This is a genomic window from Paractinoplanes maris (assembly GCF_023544465.1).
Lineage (GTDB): Bacteria > Actinomycetota > Actinomycetes > Mycobacteriales > Micromonosporaceae > Actinoplanes > Actinoplanes maris.
In genome coordinates this window covers 627,058-643,389 of the sequence record NZ_JALPVL010000001.1, presented here as the reverse complement: position 1 = coordinate 643,389, position 16,332 = coordinate 627,058, and the positions used below count along the sequence as shown (strand labels likewise).

Below are 16,332 nucleotides of genomic sequence, written 5' to 3'. Positions count from 1 at the left end.
CATGCTGCCCTGCCGGCGGCCCCGGCTCCGGCTTTTCGCCAGAGCCAGAGCCAGAGCCGAAGCCAGAGCCAGAGCCGTAGCCAGAGCCGGGGCCGGAGCCGGGGCGGTCGTGGTCAGAAGGCGCAGGTGATGACCAGCTCCGGAGAAGGGCCGGGCCGGGCGTCGAGCTTGACGATGCGGCCGGCCGCCTTGAGGTCGCCCTCGACGAGGGCGAGCCGTTCGAGCAGGTCGGCCGGACCCAGCGCCTCGGCCAGCGCCACCTCCGCCTTCATCGACAGCTTGCGGTCGGATTTGGCCCGCCGGACCTGCCGCAGCGCCTCACCGGCCAGATCGAGCAGCGAAGGATCGCCCTCACCCGCGACCTGGGTCAGCTCCTGAGTCGTCGGCCAGGTCGCCTGGTGCACCGACCCGGACCGCCACCACGACCAGACCTCCTCCGTGACATAAGGCACGAACGGCGCGAACAACCGCAGCAGCACCGAGAGACCGGCCGCCAGGGCCGCCCGCGCCGAGTCGGCCGCCGGCCCTTGCGCGTACGCCCGCTCCTTGACCAGCTCGATGTAGTCGTCGCAGAACGTCCAGAAGAACTGCTCGGTCGCCTGCAACGCGTCGGTGTGGTCGTAGCGGTCGAACGCCTCGGTCGCGGCACTCACCACCGTCGCCAGCCGGGCCAGCATCGCCCGGTCGAGCGGCTCGGTGACCGGCTGCCCCAGCGCGTCGGCCGCGCCCAGGCCGAGCGCGAACTTCGACGCGTTGAGGATCTTGGTCGCCAGTCGCCGGCCGACCTTGATCTGGGCCGGGTCGAAGGCCAGGTCGGCGCCGGGCCGCCCGTTGGCCGCCCAGTAGCGGACGGCGTCGGAGCCGTTCTGCACCAGCAGATCCATCGGGGTGACGACGTTGCCCTTGGACTTCGACATCTTTTTGCGGTCGGGGTCGAGGATCCAGCCCGAGAGGACCGCCGTCCGCCATGGCAGCACGTCGCTCTCGAGGTCGGCGCGCAGCACGGTGGAGAACAGCCAGGTGCGGATGATCTCTTGGCCCTGGGGTCGCAGGTCCATCGGAAAGACCCGCCCGAACAGGTCGTCGTCGCCCTGCCAGCCGCCGACGATCTGCGGCGTCAGTGACGACGTGGCCCAGGTGTCCATGACGTCGGGGTCGGCCGTGAAGCCGCCCGGGGTGTCGCGCTGCGACTCGTCGAAGCCCGGCGGACACTCCGAGGACGGGTCGACCGGCAGGGCGGCTTCGTCCGGTATGAGAAGCTTGTCGTAGTCCGGTTCGCCAGCGTTGTCGAGCCGGTACCACACCGGGATGGGCACGCCGAAGAACCGCTGCCGGCTCACCAGCCAGTCGCCGGTCAGCCCATTGACCCAGTGCTCGTAACGGTGCCGCATGTGCTCGGGGATCCACCGCAGCTCACGGCCGCGAGCGATCAGCCGCTCCCGCAGCTCGGGCTCCCGGCCGCCGTTGCGGATGAACCACTGCCGGCTGGTGACGATCTCGAGCGGCGAGTCGCCCCGCTCGTAGAACTTGACCGGATGGGTGATCGGTTTCGGCTCGCCCAGCAGGTCGCCGGTCTCGGTGAGGATCCGGACGATCTCCCGCCGGGCCGCGTTGACAGTCAGGCCGGCGAAGTCCCGGTAGGCCGCGTCGGAGACATCGGCCGGGCGGTCGGGCAGGAACCGGCCGTCGCGCCCGAGCACGACCCGCGTCGGCAGCTGCAGGTCGCGCCACCAGGTGACGTCGGTGACGTCGCCGAACGTGCAGACCATCGCGATGCCGGTGCCTTTGTCCTGGGCGGCCATCGGGTGGGCCCGGACCGGGACCTCGACGTCGAAATACGGCGTGCGGACCGAGGTCAGTCCCTCGTAGCGCTCGTCGCCCGGGTGGTAGACCAGCGCGACGCAGGCCGGCAGCAGCTCCGGTCGCGTGGTGTCGACCTCGACCGGCCCGTCGGGACCGTGGAAGCGCAGCCGGTGATAGGCGCCGGGGCGCTCTCGATCCTCCAGCTCGGCCTGCGCGACCGCGGTGCGGAAGCCGATGTCCCACAGCGTCGGCGCTTCGGCCGTGTAGGCCTCACCGCGGGCCAGGTTGTTGAGGAAGGCTCGCTGGGAGACGGCCTGGGACCGCCGCCCGATCGTCGTGTATTGCAGACCCCAGTCGACCGAGAGCCCGAGCCGGCGCCACAGCGCCTCGAACACCTTTTCGTCCTCGGCGGTCAGCCGCCCGCACAGCTCGACGAAGTTGCGCCGCGAGATCGAAACCGCCTGTTTGGGTGCGGTGGCCGGCGGCTCCCACTGCGGGTCGAAGGGCAGCGCCGGGTCGCACCGGACGCCGTACACGTTTTGAACCCGCCGCTCGGTCGGCAGGCCGTTGTCGTCCCAGCCCATCGGGTAGAAGACGGTCTTGCCGCGCATGCGCTGGAACCGCGCGACCGTATCGGTATGGGTGTAGGAGAAGACGTGCCCCATGTGCAGCTCGCCCGATACGGTCGGCGGAGGCGTGTCGATCGCGTATACATCCGAGCGCTCCTTCGAGCGGTCGAACGCATACGTGCCCTCCTCCTGCCAGGTGCGCGCCCACTTGTCCTCGAGCCCGTCCAGCGACGGTCGCTCGGGGAGACCGGCGCGCCCGGTCGTTCCCGTATCAGTCATGGCTGAATGCTACGGCGGCGTGCCGGTGACGACCCGCCAATAACGCTCACGCCGCCGCCTCGTGGTCGAGCAGGAACCGCTTGACCGGCAGCCCCCAGCGATAGCCGCCGAGCGATCCGTCGAGCCGCAGCACGCGGTGACACGGGGTGAAGAGGGCGACCGGGTTGCGCGCGCAGGCCGACGCCGCCGCCCGGATCGCCGCGGGCCGGCCGCTGAGCCGCGCGAAGTCCGAATAGGTGACCGGGGCGCCCGGCTTGATCTCGCGCATGATCTGCCACGCGTGGCGCATGTAGTCGCCGCCGCTGTATTGCTCGACCACGACGGCGTCGAGGGCCGTGCGGTCACCGTCGAAATAGGCCCGCACGTGGCCGGTGACCGGGCCCACGTCGTCGGCCGGCTCGACCGGCTCGCGCAGCCGGAGATGGATCAGCTCGGTGAGCTCACCGACCTGGTCGGTGAAACCGGCCGCGCGGACGGCGCCGGTGCCGGTCACGACGACGGTGAGCGGGCCGGCGTCGGTCTCGAGAGTGCGGTATTTCAACATCACGTCCTCCAGGGGTTGCGACACAGCCTGGCCCGTCCGGGGCGGCCGTGGAAAAGATCTTGGTCGGCTGTGGACAACTAAGCCGCGCGCCAGAGCCGGACGAGGGCGTAGCTTCGCCACGGCCGCCACCCTTCGGCGTACGCGGAAAGGGTCTTGACCTGGTCCGGAAGGCCCAAAGCGCGGGCGCCCCGGCGCACGGCGAGGTCGGTCGGCAGAAAGACATCGGGATCGCCGATCGCGCGCATCGCGACGTAGCCGGCTGTCCACAGGCCTATCCCGGGAATGTCGGTCAGGCGCGCTAGCGTCTCCTCGCGATCGGCACCGGGGTCCAGATCGACCTTCCCGTCGGCCACCGCGTCGGCCAGGTGCCGGATGGTCTCGCGCCGGGCCACCGGCATGCCGAACGCGCTGTCCGGCAGGTCGGCGACCTGGGCCGCCGACGGAAACCCGACCAGCTCACCCGCCCGCAGGAAGGGACGAATCATGCGAGTCACAGTCGTCCGCGCACCCGAAACACTGACCTGTTGTCCGACGATCGCCCGCACCGTCATCTCGAAGCCGTCCACCGACCGCGGCACGCGCACCCCCGGCTCGGCCCGCACCATCGCGGCCAGGGCCGGGTCCTCGCCCAGCGTCGCGTCGACCGCCTCGGGGTCGGCGTCGAGGTCGAAAAGGCGACGGCAGCGGGCGACGGCCGGGGCCAGGTCGCGCACGTCGCTGAGCCGCAGCGTCGCCGAGACCCAGCGGTCGGCCGGGGTGAGCGAGACGGTCGCGCTCCCGTGCGGCAGGGTCAGACCCCGGCCGTACGTATTTCCCTCGCGCTTCTCCACGCCGGGCAGAGCCCGGGTCTCGAGGAAATCGAGCAGCGCCGGCGCGTGCAGGGGGGAGCGGTAGGCGAGCCGGAGGTTGATCGTGCCGGCTTCGCCGAGGGCGACCGGCCGGCGCTCGCGCAGCCCGCTCGGCGCTTGGGCATAGACCTCCTGGATCGTGTCGTTGAACTGCCGCACGCTGCCGAAACCGGCCGCGAAGGCGATCTCGGCCAAGCCCAGGTCGGTGGTCTCGATCAGGATGCGGGCGGTCTGCGCGCGCTGCGCCCGGGCCAGAGCCAGCGGCCCGGCGCCGAGCTCCGCGGTGAGCAGCCGGTTGAGGTGCCGCTCGGTGTATCCGAGCCGGCCGGCCAGTCCCGGCACGCCCTCGCGGTCGACGATGCCGTCGCCGATCAGCCGCATCGCCCGCCCGACCAAATCGGCTCGCACGTCCCACTCGGGGGAGCCGGGCGCCGCGTCCGGCCGGCATCGCTTGCAGGCGCGGAAACCGGCGCGCTGGGCGGCGGCCGCGCTCGGATAGAAGCTGACGTTCTCCCGCTTCGGAGTCATCGCCGGGCAGGACGGCCGGCAGTAGATGCCAGTGCTGGTCACCGCGGTGCAGAACCAGCCGTCGAAGCGCTGGTCCCGGCTGTCCACGGCGCGATAGCACCGCTCGAAGTCCAGTTCCATGCCCTGGAGTCTGCTCCTGCGGGTGGCGCCGTGGCTGGCGGGATTCGGACATCGCCGTGTCGTGTCAACCTTGGTTGACGCGGAGACATTCGTCAACTACGGTTGACACATGGAGACGAAGACAGCATCAGACATCAGCTATCGCACCTTCGGCTCGGGCGGCCCCAAAGTTGTGCTGCTGCACGGCGGGATGCAGAGCTCGGCCAGCTTCACCCGGCTCGCCGCCGCGCTGGCCGGCACGTTCACCGTTTATGTGCTGGACCGCCGCCGGGGTGGTCTGCGGTCCGAGATCGACGATCTGGCGGCACTGCTCGACGAGACCGGCGCCGGCAACGTCTTCGGGCTGAGCTCGGGCGCGGTCGTCGCCCTGCACGGCGCCCTGGAACTGCCGCGGATCGAGCGGCTGGCGCTCTACGAGCCGCCACTGCGGTACGGCGAGGTCGATCCGATCGCCTGGCTGCCGCGCTACGAGAAGGAACTGGCCGCCGGTCGCCCGGTGGCCGCCCTGATCACCGCGTCCAAGGGCACCGGCGATTTCCGGCACGTGCCGAGGCTCGCGGTCTCGCCCCTGTTGCGCCTGTGGATGCGGTCCGACCCGGCCGTCCGGGATCTGGTGCCCACGATGCGCGGTGACGCGGCCGTGGTGGAGCAGGCGAGCGGGCCGCTGAGCCGTTATGCGGCGGTCACCGCCGAGACGCTCCTACTCGGTGGCGAGCGCTCCCCGGCGTACCTGAACGGGGTTTTGACCGGGCTGGAACCCGTGCTGCCGCGGGTGCGACGGGTCACGCTCGACGGGGTCGGCCACGTGGCCGCCGACAACAGCGGCAAGCCCGAACGCGTCGCGGCGGAACTGCGGAAGTTCTTCCGGTGACCGCTGCGTAGACTGACGTTCCGTGAGCCTCACCATCGGAATCGTCGGCCTGCCCAACGTCGGCAAGAGCACACTGTTCAACGCCCTGACCAAGAACGACGTGCTCGCCGCGAACTATCCGTTCGCGACGATCGAGCCGAACGTCGGCGTGGTCGGCCTGCCCGACGAGCGGCTGGAGAAACTCGCCGAGCTGTTCGACAGCGAGAAGACGATCCCCGCCCCGGTGAGCTTCGTCGACATCGCCGGTCTGGTGCGCGGCGCGTCGAAGGGGCAGGGCCGCGGCAACGCGTTCCTCGCCAACATCCGGGACGCCTCGGCGATCTGCCAGGTCGTGCGCGCGTTCAGCGACCCCAACGTGCTGCACGTCGACGGCAAGATCTCGCCCGCCGACGACATCGAGACGATCAACACCGAGCTGATCCTGGCCGACCTGCAGACGGTGGAGAAGGCGCTGCCCCGCCTGCAGAAGGAAGCCAAGCTCAAGAAGGACCGCGCCCCCGCGGTGGCGGCCGCCGAGGCCGCGTTCAAGCTGCTCAACGACGGCGTCACGCTGCACTCCGGCGCCAAGGCGGCCGGCATCGACGTCGAGCTGCTGGGTGAGCTGCACCTGCTGACCACCAAGCCGTTCCTCTACGTCTTCAACGTCGACGAGGACGAGCTGGGCAACGCGGCGTTCCTCGACGAGCTGCGCGCCCTGGTCGCCCCGGCCGAGGCCGTCTTCATGGACGCGAAGATCGAGTCCGAGCTCATCGACCTGCCGGCGGATGAGGCGCAGGAGCTGCTCGAGTCGACCGGCCAGACCGAGCCCGGCCTCAACCAGCTGATCCGCGTCGGCTTCAACACGCTGGGCCTGCAGACCTACCTGACCGCCGGTCCCAAGGAGGCTCGCGCCTGGGTGATCCCGGTCGGCGCCACCGCCCCCGAGGCCGCCGGCGTGATCCACAGCGACTTCCAGCGAGGCTTCATCAAGGCCGAGATCGTCAGCTACGACGACCTGATGGCGGCCGGCTCGATGTCCGCCGCCAAGGCGGCCGGCAAGGTCCGCATGGAGGGCAAGGACTACATCATGAAGGACGGCGACGTCGTCGAGTTCCGCTTCAACGTCTAGGAAAAGGCTGAGTCAGCTGGCGCCCTTGCGACCCGGTACCAGCTCATTCAGATTCAGATCAATCGTGAATGGCACTGTGGTGCGCAGCTCACGTCGATGAATACCGGTCGGCACGTACGACCGGGTGGGCCCATCGATTTCATAGGTGTGAACCACCGGTGACCCGTCCTCGTCCTCGACGCGCCAGTAGTTCGCGATGCCGGCCTCTGCGTACTTGCGCACCTTGACATTACGGTCACGGTGGGCCGACTCCGGGGAGACAACCTCAACGACCAGCACGGTCTCTTCCGGAGTGTAGAAAGTGCGGGAGGGATCGTAGGGTGCCGTTGTGACCAGGAGGTCAGGCTCAGGGCGATTCCACTTATCGAGTCGGATCGTAATTTCCCGATCGACCTCGACGCCTGTCGGTGCCTGTTCCGTCAGGGAATTCACCAGCGCGGTGATCATCCGGGCGTGCCACACCCGCTGAGGAGACATCATGAAGACGAGCGCTCCATCGATCAGTTCGGTGTGGCGCGGTGCTTCGGCGAGCTCGTCGAGGTCATCGGAATACCAACCCTCAGGGCGAGGCGGCCGCATCCACTCGGGCACCGCAGTCATGCCGTCACGGTAACATTCGTTGTCAGAGCGTCCGCTCATAGCAAACCGAGAGGTCCGAGCCGGCGTAGGGGCCGAAGAGCGGGATCTCGGTGTAGCCCTCGCGCTCGTAAAAGCGGATCGCCTCCGGCTGCTCGGTGCCCGTCTCCAGGCGCAGGGTGGTCCAGCCCCGGGTGACCGCGGCTGACTCCAGGGCGCGCAGCACCGCCGTGGCCAGGCCCTGGCCGCGGCTGGTGGGGACCACATACATGCGCTTGATCTCGGCGCTGGTGGCGTCCAGGCGACGGAGGGCGCCGCAGGCCAGCGCGGTGCCGTCGGGGGCCAGGGCGACCAGGAACAGGTCGATGTCGGCGGCCGACGGGGCGGCGCCGGGCTCGTGATCGCCACTGCCGTAGCGGGCGTCGAGCTCGGCCCGCTGGGCCTCGCGCAGGGCGGCGCCGGCCGGGTCGTCCCAGGGGCGTTCCTCGATCGTCGTCATCGCAGGTCCGCGTCGGTGGCCATCTTGTTGAGGGCGGTGGCCAGGTCGTCCAGGTCGATCTCGCCCAGGTGGTCGAAGATGTGGCGGCGGACGCTGGCCAGGTGGGTGGGCCAGGCCTCCCGCAGGCGGGCCAGGCCGTCCGCGGTCAGGACGGCGTTCCAGCCGCGGGCGTCCTCGTCGCATTTGACGCGGTTCAGGTAGCCGAGGGATTCCAGCTTGGCGGCCAGGCGGGTCATCCCGCTGAGGGACATGTCACAGCTCTGGGCAAGCTCGCTCATCCGCATGCGGCTGTGGGGAGACTCGGAGAGGTGCCGCAGGACGTTGTATTCGCTGGCCGTCATGCGCTGCTCGTTCTCGAGGTCGGCATTCATGGCCCGGGGCAGCACGAGCAGGATCCGGCCGAGCGCCCGCATGACCGCCTCCTCCTTCTCGGAGAGTGCGGTGAGATCCGGCGGCAGGCCCGGATCGGGTGATGTGGCGGACATGAGGTTGATCGTAAGCCTGTGAACCAGGAATAGTTGCTTGACGCAGCAAGTTAGAGCGCGAGGACACACCGACCAGCGCCAGGCTAAGGAAGTAAAAGCGATGACCAAGATCGGAATTATCCTCGGCAGCACCCGCCCGGGCCGCAACGGCGAGGCTGTGGCCAAGTGGGTGTACGACGTCGCTGCCAAGCGCACCGACGCCGAGTTCGAGCTCGTCGACCTTCTCGACTTCAACCTGCCCCACCTCGACGAGGCGATCCCGCCGTCGATGGGCCAGTACACCAAGCCGCACACCATCGAGTGGGCCAAGAAGATCGACTCGTTCGACGGCTTCATCATGGTGACCCCGGAGTACAACCACTCCACGTCGGGCGCGCTGAAGAACGCGATCGACTTCCTCTTCAAGGAGTGGAACAACAAGGCCGTCGGTTTCGTCGGCTACGGCTCGGTCGGTGGCGCCCGCGCCGTCGAGCACCTGCGCCTGATCGCCGGCGAGCTCATGCTGGCCGACGTGCGCGCCCAGGTGCTGCTGTCGCTCGCGACCGACTTCGAGAACTACAGCAAGTTCCTGCCCAGCGAGCGCCAGGAGCAGGCCCTGGCCGCGGTCCTCGACCAGACCGTGACCTGGAGCAGGGCTCTCGAGACGGTTCGCCAGGCCGCCTGAGGGTTCATTTGATCAAAAACGCCACGAGGCCCCGGATGTTGGTGTCCGGGGCCTCGCGCCGCACAATGCATAGGTGCAAAACCAGACAACTAGTGACTCATTACAGCAATTGCTCGAAATGCCACGAAAGTCTTGGTGGGCCCGGCTGCCCTTCGGCGTACGGATGACGGCCGGCACCGGCGCGCTGCTCCTCGCGATCGGCGGTGCCGTGGTCGGCGTGGCCGTCCTGGCCAAGGACGGCCCGGACGCCCCGCGGATCGTGACCGCCGTCGGCCAGGCCGACCCGAAAACCGGCATGGACGCTGTGCCGCCGGAGCCACCCGCGCACGTGCCGGCCCCCCTCGGCTTGGATCCGGCCGCGACGCTCTCCCGGACGACCGATCAGGCCGACCGCACCGGCCCGCGCGGTCCGTATGAGCCGGGTTCGATTCACCCCCCGCTTCAAACCGCCCCGCAGGCCCAGGTCAACCCGCGGGCGCAGGTCAACCCGCAAGCTCAGGCCAAGCCGCCGGCCCGGGGCCAGACCCGCCCGCAAGCTCGAGGCGCGGGAACTCGAGGCCCGGGAGTCCGAGGCCCGGTCCCGGCCCAGCCGCAACCCCCGCGTAAGCCGGCCACCGTGCCCGCGAAGCCGGCCGCCCCGGTCGTGCCGCCGAAGAACACGCCGGACGTCACCACGCGCACCGATTACGAGAAGCGCGAGGTCCCGTTCCAGACCCAGTTCGTGCGCGACCCGTCCCTGCCGCGCGGCTTCCGCAAGGTGCGGGTGGCCGGGGTGCCCGGTGAGGAGACCCTGCGCTACCTCGTGACCGTGACCGGAGGCCAGGAGACGGAGCGCAAGCTGATGGACATCACGGTCACCCGCGAGCCGCAGCACCGCGTGATCGTGTTCGGCTCCCGGCGCGGCTTCGACCGGACGTTCGGCGGCGGCCGGGGCGGGGGCGAGGGTTGCCGGGGCAAGAAGCTCGACCTGTGCCTGCTGGGCCGCCAGGCCGCCCGGCCGTACTGCCCGGATGACCAGGTGGAACTGCTCGACCTCGAGGTGGAGGTCGAGCTGCCCGAGGTCGAGCTGCCGGAAATGGATTGCGACCCGGAGCTGGAACTGCCCAAACTGCCGCAGTGAAGGACTTCGACACCCTGCTCGACGAGGCCGCCTCCGTTCCGCTCGAGGGCTGGGACTTCTCGTGGTTCGAGGGCCGGGCGATCGAGCAGCGGCCCTCGTGGGGTTACGCCGACCTGGTGGCCGAGCGGCTGACCCACGCCCGCGCCGCCCTGGACCTGCAGACCGGCGGAGGCGAGGTCTTCGCGTCCGCGATCGCGAAGTCCGGGTCCACGGGAACGCATGTCGCCACGGAGGCCTGGCCGCCGAACCTGCCCGTCGCCCGGTCGCGGCTGGGCCACGTCGTCGAGGCGGACGGCCTGCCGTTCCGCGACGGTGTCTTCGACCTGGTGGTGAGCCGGCACCCGGTCACCACGGTCTGGACCGAGATCGCCCGCGTCCTCACGCGGCGCGGCACCTTTCTGTCCCAGCAGATCGGGCCCGGCAGCAACCGTGAGCTGTCCGAGGCGATGCTGGGCCCGCTGCCGCCGCCGGAGCATCAGCACCCCGAGCAGATCGCGGCGGCGGCCGAGGCCGCCGGGTTCGAGGTCCTTCGCGTACGCGGGGAGCGCCTGCGCGCCGAGTTCTACGACATCGCCGCGGTGGCGCACTTCCTGCGCAAGGTCGTCTGGACCGTGCCCGGTTTCACGATCGGGAAATACCGCGACCGGTTGCGGGCGGTCCACGAGGAGATCACCGTGAAGGGCATGTTCGTCTCGTACGCCACCCGCGTGTTGATCGAGGCCCGCCGATGGGCCTGAGTGACGCCCGGCTCGCCGAGATCGCCGCCGAGGTCGTCCGCGTCCCCGGCGTGATCGGCGTCGTGCTGGGCGGCAGCCGCGCCCGGGGCACCCACACCCCGGAGTCCGACACCGACCTGGGCCTCTATTACCGCGCGCCACTCGACGTCGATCGCCTGGGTGCGGTGGCCCGCGCGTTCGCCGGTCCGTCGGCACAGGTCACCACGCCCGGCGGCTGGGGGCCGTGGGTCGACGGCGGCGGGTGGCTCGAGGTCGACGGCGGCGCGCTGGATTTCATTTATCGAGACCTCGATCGCGTACGCGGGGTGTGCGCCGACCTCGAGCGGGGGACCTACGCCTTCCATCAGCAGGGCGGCCATCCGCTCGGGTTCGCCGATCACGCGTATGCGGGGGAACTGGCTCTGGGCCGGATCCTGACCGACCCGACCGGCGAGCTCGGCACGCTGCGCGACAGCCTGCGGACCTACCCGCCCGCGCTGTCCGAAGCACTGATCGCGGGGCTGTGGGAGGCCGACTTCTTGGTGGCGCTCGCCCGCAAGGGGATTCCGCGGCTCGACACCGCCTTCGTCGCCGGCTGCCTGTTCCGGCTGGTCGGCGTGTGCGCGCACGCCCTGCACGGCGCGGCCGGCCGCTGGCTGATCAACGAGAAGGGCGCCGTGGCCGCGACCGCCGCCCTTCCCGGCGCGCCCGAGCGTTTCGCCGAGCGGGTCGACCAGGCCTTCGCCGCGCTGGAGGGTGAGCCACTGCGGTTGCGCCTGGCCATCGACATCGCCGCCGACCTCGTGCTGGACACGACCGACGCGTGCACCATGATGGTGCGGTGACCGCCGACCAGCCCACCATCCTGGCCACCAGTGCGTTCTTCGAGGTCGGCCGGCGCGGCCGCTACGATCTGCGCCCCGGCAAGATCCATCGGCTCGCCGCCGAGCTCGCGAACGCCACGGCCAAGCCGCGCGTCTGCGTGCTGACCCAGGCCACCGGCGACCCCGAGGAGCTCATCGGCGCGCATTACCGGGCCTTCGCCGGCAGCGAGTTCGTGGTGTCCCACCTGCAGCTCTTCCCGATGCCGAACGTCGCCGACATCCGGGCTCACCTGCTCGAGCAGGACATCATCTGGGTGCACGGCGGCAGCGTGGCCAACCTGTGCGCGGTGTGGCGGGTGCACGGCGTCGATCGCATCCTGCACGAGGCGTGGCAGGCGGGCGTGGTGCTCAGCGGCGTCTCGGCCGGCTCGATCTGCTGGCACCAGGGCGGCACCACTGACAGCTTCGGACCCGACCTGCGGGCCTTCACCGACGGGCTGGGCTGGCTGCCCTACAGCAACGGGGTGCACTACGACGCCGAGGACCAGCGGCGGCCCAAGATGCACGAGCTGATCGGCGACGGCACGCTCGGCGACGGCTACGCGACCGACGAAGGCGCCGGCCTGATCTACCACGGCACCACGCTGGCCGAGGTGGTGGCCGACCGGCCCGGCTCGCTGGGTTACCGGCTCGAGCGCGCGGCCGACGGCACAGTGACCGAGACGCCGCTGGCCACGCGGGTGCTCTAGCTGGCGTAGTGCAGGATCACGTTGTGGACGTGGTGGGTCTTCTCGGACCCGCGGAACTCCACCTCGTAGATGTGCTGGCCGACCGTGATCGCGATGACGCCGGTCGAGAAGAACTGGCCGGCCCAGCTCTTGTTGCTCACCACGCTGACGCTGCTGACCTTCGAATACGGGATGCTGGTGAGCGCGACGCGCTTCCCGACGAAGGACTTGTCCTGGATGATGACGCGCCGGTTGGTCAGCCCGATGAAGCCCGTGCCCGCGCCCACCGCGTCGTAGACGGCGATGATCTGCTCACCGTCCAGCAGGCCGCTCTCAACCTGCTGGAGCTGGCCCTTGCTGTCGTAGATCACTTCGCTCATGCGTCGAGCGTAGCGATCACGAGCTATGCGGAGCCGTCACCGTGCGGTAGAAGTCCTCGATCCGGGCGGCGAGGGCGACCTCACCGTCGGTGAGGGTATCGCCGTCCCGATCACCCAGACAGATCTGAGTGTGACCGTCAGTCCGCCGGATGCTGGGGCGTATGCGCAGTGTGTCCGCCGCCACCTTGATCCGTTCCGTCAATGCGGCATGCTGACTGTCGTCGCATGCCAGCTCGCGCTTGAGCTGTACGCCGTCACGCGTCCAGCCGTTCAGCAGAGTCAGCGCGTCACTGAGGTAGTCGGACTGTTTCACCCGTTGCCTTCTGGCCCGCATCGCCGCACCCCCTAGGCGTCGTTGCCGGCTTGTGGCCAAACTGTCGCCGTGTCGTCATGGTCGGTGCGTCAAGTGTTGCTTCCCGCGGCAATCATGTCCACGCCCACATATCCGTGTTTGCGTGACGATCAGGACGCCTCGGGCAACCTGAACGGTAAAGTTTTGTGGGAAGCTCTTGATTCATGCCGCCGAAACAGCATGTCAAGGACACGCGGTCACGCAAAGTAATCGTGGCTGCGGTGATCATCACCGATGGGCGGGTCCTGGCCTGCGAGCGGTCGGCGCCGGTGGAGGTGGCCGGGCGCTGGGAGTTCCCCGGCGGCAAGGTCGAGCCGGGTGAGACCGACGAGCAGGCGCTGGCCCGCGAGTGCGCCGAGGAGCTGGGCGTCCGCGTCGAGGTGGGGGCCCGGGTCGGTCCCGACGTTCCGCTGGCGCACGGCCGGGCTGTGCTGCGGGTGTTCGCCGTACGCCTGCTGGAGGGCGACGTGCCGCGGGCCCTGGAGCACACGTCCATGCGCTGGCTCGCCCCCGACGAGCTGGACAGTGTGCACTGGTTGCCCGCGGACAAGCCGATCGTCGCGGAGCTCCCGGCGTTACTGCTCTGAGCCGTACGTCTTGCGCAGTTCCCGCTTGAGCACCTTGAAGCTCGGTCCGAGCGGCAGCTGCTCGGCGAACCGGATCTGACGCGGGTACTTGTGCTTGCCGAGCTTCTCGCGTGACCACTCGATCAGCTCGTCGGCGGTGATGCCACCCGGGTCGGGCACCACCACCGCGCAGATCTCCTCGCCGTGCACCGGGTCGGGCACGCCGATCACCGCCACCTGCAGCACAGCGGGGTGGCGGGCCAGTGCCTCCTCGACCTCGCGCGGATAGACGTTGAAGCCGCCCCGGATCACCAGGTCCTTCTTGCGGTCGACGATCGTGATGAAGCCCTCGGCGTCCTTGGTGCCGAGGTCTCCGGTACGGAACCACCCGTCCACGACCGCCTCGGCCGTCGCCGACGGGTTGTTGAGGTAGCCGGCGAAGACGTTGTGCCCGCGGATGACGATCTCGCCCAGTTCGCCGTCGTCCATCAGCTCGATCCGCTCGTCGATCTCGGGCCGGGCGATCTCGACGTCGACGCCCCAGATCGGATGGCCGACCGTGCCCGGCCGGGCACCGAACGCGGGCTGGTTGGTGGTCGCCGTCGGCGAGGTCTCGGACAGGCCGTACCCCTCGTAGATCGTCGCCTGGAAGATCTCGTTGAACCGCTCGAGCACCGCGACCGGCAGGGACGCGCCGCCCGAGACGCAGAGGCGCAGGCTGGGCAGCTTGTCGGCCTTGGCTGCGGCCTCGAGCAGGCCGATGTACATCGTCGGCACGCCGTGGAAGATCGTCACGTTCTCACGGACCATGAGCTGGATCGCGGCCTCGCCGGTGAAACGGGCCATCAGGACGATCGTGCCGCCCAGGCGGAACGTGCCGTTCATGCCCACGGTCTGGCCGAACGTGTGGAACAGCGGCAGACAGCCCATCACGATGTCTTCGTCGCTCAGGCCGTGGATGTCGAAGACGTTGACCATCGTGTTCATCACGAGGTTGAGGTGGGTGAGCAGGGCGCCCTTGGGCTTGCCGGTGGTGCCGCTCGTATAGAAGACGACCGCCACGTCCTCGGCCTCGCGGCTCTCGTACGTCCGGAGAGGCTTGCCGCCGGCCTCCTCCAGCCGGGTGATCCCCGGCACCGCCGGACCGACCGAGGCGACCGGAATGCCGGCCATCTTGGCCGCGGCCGCCGCGTTCTCCAGCTGACTGGAGTGGGCCACCAGCAGTTTCGCCCCGCTGTCCCGCAGGACGTACGCGTTCTCCTCCGGGGTCAGCAGGAGGTGCATCGGGACGATCGTGGCACCGGCCGCCAGCACCGCGTAATAGACCCGGGGGAAGTCGGCGAGGTTGGGGATCTGGATCGCCACGACGTCGCCTGGCTCGACGCCGAGTTGGCGCAGACCTCCGGCGTACGCGAGGGTCTGTTGCCAGAGGTCGCGGTAGGTGATGCGTTCGGTGGTCAGGCTGTCGATCACCGCGATTTTGTCGGGATGTTTCCGGGCTGCCTCGGCCAGGACGGTGGCCAGCGACAACATGGTCATGCCAGGTGCCCTCCGATCTTGGTGTATCCACGGAGCAGGTCGCGAGAGATGATCAGGCGCTGCATCTCATCGGTACCTTCATAGATACGCATAAGTCGCACCTGGCGGTACCACCGTTCGATCGGAAGCTCGCGGGTGTATCCCATCCCGCCGTGGATCTGCATGACCCGGTCGACCACGTTGTTGACCATCTGAGCGCCGTAGAGCTTGGCCATGGAGGACGCGTGCCGCGGGTCCTCGCCCTGGTCGACCGTCCAGGCCGCGCGCAGGATCAGCCAGCGGGCCGCCTCGAGCTCGACCTCGGAATCGGCGATCATCCACTGGATGGCCTGGTTCTCACCGATCTTGCGGCCGAAGGTCTCGCGGGTGTTCGCGTACTCGATCGCCATGCCCAGCGACCGCTCGGCGATGCCCAGAGCGTTGGACGGGATCAGGTAGCGGCCCTTGCCGATCCATTTCATCCCCAGCTCGAAGCCCTGCCCGATCTCGCCCAGGATGTTGCGGGCCGGCACCCGCACGTCCTCGAAGATCAGCGCGGCCGGGCCGCCCTCGCCCATGGTCTGGATGAACTCGGAGCGCCAGCCCATCGCCCGGTCGACCAGGAACGCCGTGGTGCCGCCGCCGCGCACACCCTTCTCCCGATCGGTGACCGCGACGACGATGACGAAGTCGGCGTCGTTGCCGTTGGTGATGAAGGTCTTCTCGCCGTTGAGGATCCAGTCGTCACCGTCCTGGCGGGCGCTCAGCTTGATGTTGGCCGCGTCGGAGCCGGCACCGGGTTCGGTGATCGCGAAGCAGGAGATCCGGTCGCCCTCGATCGTGGGGACCAGGAACTCCGCCTTCTGCTGGTCATTGGCGTAGTAGAGGATGTTGTCGGCCTCGCCACCGAACTTGAACTGCACGAAGGTGCGGCCCACCTCGGTCCAGATCAGTGACTGCAGCACGGCCGGCAGGTCCATCCCGCCGTACTCCTCCGGTGTGGACAGACCCCAGAAGCCGAACTTCTTGGCCTTCTGTTGGAGCTCGCGCAGTTCGCTGCGGTCGAGGCCGGGCTCGTGCCGGCGCTCGCGCAGCAGCGCCTCCTGTTCGAGCGGCATGACCTCGCGGGTGATGAACTGGCGGGCGGTGTCGCGAATCGCGCGTTCCTCGTCGGTGAGCGAGAAGTCCATGCCGTTAAACTAGCGGTGTAAGTTTTTACCCGTCCAGTACTTCT

The 16,332-nt window shown here is 69.3% G+C and carries 18 protein-coding genes; 8 read left to right on the top strand and 10 right to left on the bottom strand.

The window, feature by feature from the left end; all coding sequences use genetic code 11:
* Positions 1-113: 113 nt before the first annotated feature.
* The 3 genes from valS to NAG42_RS03065 form a co-directional block, all read right to left on the bottom strand.
* Positions 114-2,651 (bottom strand): valine--tRNA ligase, encoded by a 2,538-nt coding sequence (gene valS, locus NAG42_RS03075; protein WP_250027698.1) that lies wholly within the window; start codon positions 2,649-2,651, stop codon positions 114-116.
* Positions 2,652-2,697: 46 nt separating this feature from the next.
* Positions 2,698-3,195, bottom strand: a complete 498-nt coding sequence (locus NAG42_RS03070; RefSeq protein ID WP_250028335.1) for a methylated-DNA--[protein]-cysteine S-methyltransferase — start codon at positions 3,193-3,195, stop codon at positions 2,698-2,700.
* A gap of 77 nt (positions 3,196-3,272) precedes the next feature.
* Positions 3,273-4,691 carry a DNA-3-methyladenine glycosylase 2 family protein gene (locus NAG42_RS03065; RefSeq protein WP_250027697.1) on the bottom strand — a complete coding sequence of 473 codons (1,419 nt, stop codon included), beginning with the start codon at positions 4,689-4,691 and terminating at the stop codon, positions 3,273-3,275.
* Positions 4,692-4,800: 109 nt separating this feature from the next.
* Between NAG42_RS03065 and NAG42_RS03060 the strand changes: the two genes are divergently transcribed.
* Positions 4,801-5,562 carry an alpha/beta fold hydrolase gene (locus NAG42_RS03060; protein ID WP_250027695.1) on the top strand — a complete coding sequence of 254 codons (762 nt, stop codon included), beginning with the start codon at positions 4,801-4,803 and terminating at the stop codon, positions 5,560-5,562.
* 22 nt (positions 5,563-5,584) lie between these two features.
* On the top strand, positions 5,585-6,670 hold the full coding sequence (gene ychF / locus NAG42_RS03055) for a redox-regulated ATPase YchF (protein WP_250027694.1): 1,086 nt from the start codon (positions 5,585-5,587) through the stop codon (positions 6,668-6,670).
* Positions 6,671-6,682: 12 nt separating this feature from the next.
* Here ychF and NAG42_RS03050 read toward each other — a convergent pair whose 3' ends face one another.
* The 3 genes from NAG42_RS03050 to NAG42_RS03040 are packed head-to-tail and all read right to left on the bottom strand — an operon-like array spanning position 6,683 to position 8,230.
* Positions 6,683-7,270, bottom strand: a complete 588-nt coding sequence (locus tag NAG42_RS03050; RefSeq protein WP_250027693.1) for a Uma2 family endonuclease — start codon at positions 7,268-7,270, stop codon at positions 6,683-6,685.
* Positions 7,271-7,292: 22 nt separating this feature from the next.
* Positions 7,293-7,745 carry a GNAT family N-acetyltransferase gene (locus NAG42_RS03045; protein WP_250027692.1) on the bottom strand — a complete coding sequence of 151 codons (453 nt, stop codon included), beginning with the start codon at positions 7,743-7,745 and terminating at the stop codon, positions 7,293-7,295.
* Complete coding sequence (locus NAG42_RS03040) at positions 7,742-8,230, bottom strand: MarR family winged helix-turn-helix transcriptional regulator (RefSeq protein WP_250027691.1); 489 nt, start codon at positions 8,228-8,230, stop codon at positions 7,742-7,744. Before NAG42_RS03040 ends, NAG42_RS03045 begins: the two co-directional genes overlap by 4 nt.
* Before the next feature lie 100 nt (positions 8,231-8,330).
* Between NAG42_RS03040 and NAG42_RS03035 the strand changes: the two genes are divergently transcribed.
* The 5 genes from NAG42_RS03035 (at position 8,331) to NAG42_RS03015 (ending at position 12,303) form a co-directional block, all read left to right on the top strand.
* On the top strand, positions 8,331-8,894 hold the full coding sequence (locus tag NAG42_RS03035; RefSeq protein ID WP_250027690.1) for an NADPH-dependent FMN reductase: 564 nt from the start codon (positions 8,331-8,333) through the stop codon (positions 8,892-8,894).
* A 118-nt stretch (positions 8,895-9,012) separates the two neighbouring features.
* Positions 9,013-10,014, top strand: a complete 1,002-nt coding sequence (locus NAG42_RS03030; protein ID WP_250027688.1) for a G5 domain-containing protein — start codon at positions 9,013-9,015, stop codon at positions 10,012-10,014.
* The gene (locus NAG42_RS03025) at positions 10,011-10,751 is read left to right on the top strand and encodes a methyltransferase domain-containing protein (protein ID WP_250027686.1); all 741 of its coding nucleotides are present in this window, start codon (positions 10,011-10,013) and stop codon (positions 10,749-10,751) included. The genes NAG42_RS03030 and NAG42_RS03025 overlap by 4 nt, the downstream gene beginning before the upstream one ends.
* Positions 10,742-11,575, top strand: coding sequence for a nucleotidyltransferase domain-containing protein (locus NAG42_RS03020; RefSeq protein WP_250027684.1), 834 nt, complete (start codon positions 10,742-10,744; stop codon positions 11,573-11,575). Before NAG42_RS03025 ends, NAG42_RS03020 begins: the two co-directional genes overlap by 10 nt.
* Positions 11,572-12,303, top strand: coding sequence for a Type 1 glutamine amidotransferase-like domain-containing protein (locus NAG42_RS03015; RefSeq protein WP_250027683.1), 732 nt, complete (start codon positions 11,572-11,574; stop codon positions 12,301-12,303). Before NAG42_RS03020 ends, NAG42_RS03015 begins: the two co-directional genes overlap by 4 nt.
* Here NAG42_RS03015 and NAG42_RS03010 read toward each other — a convergent pair.
* A complete protein-coding gene (locus NAG42_RS03010; RefSeq protein WP_250027681.1) occupies positions 12,300-12,662 on the bottom strand; it encodes a PH domain-containing protein in 363 nt (120 codons plus the stop codon). The genes NAG42_RS03015 and NAG42_RS03010 overlap by 4 nt on opposite strands.
* Positions 12,663-12,678: 16 nt before the next feature.
* Positions 12,679-12,996 (bottom strand): 4a-hydroxytetrahydrobiopterin dehydratase, encoded by a 318-nt coding sequence (locus NAG42_RS03005; protein ID WP_250027679.1) that lies wholly within the window; start codon positions 12,994-12,996, stop codon positions 12,679-12,681.
* Between the two features lie 182 nt (positions 12,997-13,178).
* Here NAG42_RS03005 and NAG42_RS03000 point away from each other — a divergent pair, with 182 nt between their 5' ends.
* Positions 13,179-13,601 (top strand): (deoxy)nucleoside triphosphate pyrophosphohydrolase, encoded by a 423-nt coding sequence (locus NAG42_RS03000; RefSeq protein ID WP_250027677.1) that lies wholly within the window; start codon positions 13,179-13,181, stop codon positions 13,599-13,601.
* Here the strand turns inward: NAG42_RS03000 and NAG42_RS02995 are convergent.
* Both NAG42_RS02995 and NAG42_RS02990 read right to left on the bottom strand, forming a co-directional pair.
* Positions 13,590-15,119, bottom strand: coding sequence for a long-chain-fatty-acid--CoA ligase (locus NAG42_RS02995; protein ID WP_250027675.1), 1,530 nt, complete (start codon positions 15,117-15,119; stop codon positions 13,590-13,592). The genes NAG42_RS03000 and NAG42_RS02995 overlap by 12 nt on opposite strands.
* The gene (locus NAG42_RS02990) at positions 15,116-16,288 is read right to left on the bottom strand and encodes an acyl-CoA dehydrogenase family protein (protein WP_250027673.1); all 1,173 of its coding nucleotides are present in this window, start codon (positions 16,286-16,288) and stop codon (positions 15,116-15,118) included. The genes NAG42_RS02995 and NAG42_RS02990 overlap by 4 nt, the downstream gene beginning before the upstream one ends.
* Positions 16,289-16,332 lie beyond the last annotated feature (44 nt).